This is a genomic window from Aeromonas sp. QDB23 (genome assembly GCF_027707745.1).
Taxonomy (GTDB): domain Bacteria; phylum Pseudomonadota; class Gammaproteobacteria; order Enterobacterales; family Aeromonadaceae; genus Aeromonas; species Aeromonas allosaccharophila.
In genome coordinates this window covers 1-1,323 of record NZ_JAPCJA010000148.1, presented here as the reverse complement: position 1 = coordinate 1,323, position 1,323 = coordinate 1, and the positions used below count along the sequence as shown (strand labels likewise).

1 protein-coding gene and 1 pseudogene are annotated in these 1,323 nt (G+C 51.7%); both read left to right on the top strand.

Annotated features, from left to right (window positions below; all coding sequences use genetic code 11):
- Positions 1-74: 74 nt before the first annotated feature.
- Positions 75-704: pseudogene (locus tag PG888_RS22875) on the top strand (IS1595 family transposase); the annotation flags it as partial.
- 399 nt (positions 705-1,103) lie between these two features.
- Positions 1,104-1,323 (top strand): IS66 family insertion sequence element accessory protein TnpA (gene tnpA, locus PG888_RS22870; RefSeq protein WP_442866254.1); only part of this gene is annotated, 220 nt, incomplete at its 3' end.

Below are 1,323 nucleotides of genomic sequence, written 5' to 3'. Positions count from 1 at the left end.
TGAGCGTTCACATTGGTCCGGAAATGGTGTTCACGTTGAATCGGAATTGGTGTTCATGATCGGCCGGAATATGCACCCGTGTGCTTGGCATTTCCTACAACGCCACCTGGCGGCTTAAGCACAAGCTCATGCAGGCCATGAAAGAGCGGGATGATGAGGCTCCTCTCTCCGGTATCATCCAGCTTGATGATGCCTATTGGGGCGGTGTCCGCGCTGGAAAGGTAGGCCGTGGCGCAGCTGGCAAGCGCCCTTTTGTTGCTGCCGTTTCACTCAATCATGAAGGGCACCCGATCCATATGCGATTCAGTGCCGTTGAGGGATTCAAGAAAAAAGAACTCACGCAATGGGCTATTAAACACCTGCGGCCATCTTCCTTGGTGGTATCCGATGGTTTGGCCTGCTTCCGTGGCGTTGAAGAAGCCAAGAATGCTCATTTAGCTATCGTGACAGGCGGTGGTCCTGCCAGCGTAAAACTGCCGTATTTCAAGTGGGTCAACACGATGATAGGCAACGTGAAAAACGCCATGCATGGAACGTATCACGCAATCAATCAGAAGCATCTACCGCGGTATTTGGCGGAGTTCTGCTTTAAGTTCAATCACCGATTCAATCTGGAGTCGATGATAATGGAACTGGTCAGGATCGGCTGTCGAACGGCTCCAATGCCACAACGCCTGTTGAAGCTGGCTGAGTCTCGATGGTAATCAGGAAACCGTTTGCTGTGGAAAGTAAGCTGACAACATGCGCCCTCACCCTCTGTTCGGCGACAATTAGGATGACCGGTTGACGACAATTATCTTGGCCGGTTGGGTGTCACAATAGGTACCTTGTTTTCTGTTCGGAGTTCAAGGTGCCTGGACAACATATCACTCACCGACAAGAGGAGCTGTATATGCAGCATCGCCAACAAGGCATGACTCAAGAAATCGCTGCTGCGAAGTCTGCCATTTCCACCCGAACTGCGCGACGTATTGAGCAGTCCAACACCTTACCCCGCGTTAAAGCTGATAGAGATTGGGTAAGCGCCCTTGAATCGGCATCTTTTTTTCCCAAAATCAGCTCGTCACACTTGAAATCCATTACCTCTTCGCTGGATTTTCACTATGACCACTCAAGAACGTGCTGATTTTTGGCAGCAGCAGATCACTGCCTGGCTTGACTCCGGCCTCTCCGGCCACGCCTTTTGCAAAAGCCAGGCACTGGTCTATCACCAGTTTGCTTACTGGCGTAAAAAGCTCGAACAGCCTGTCGTTTTCAGAAGGCGACTGCACGAAATATCAGGAGTCGGCTGCACTGCCAGAACTGGCCGCCTGCAAGGCAGCG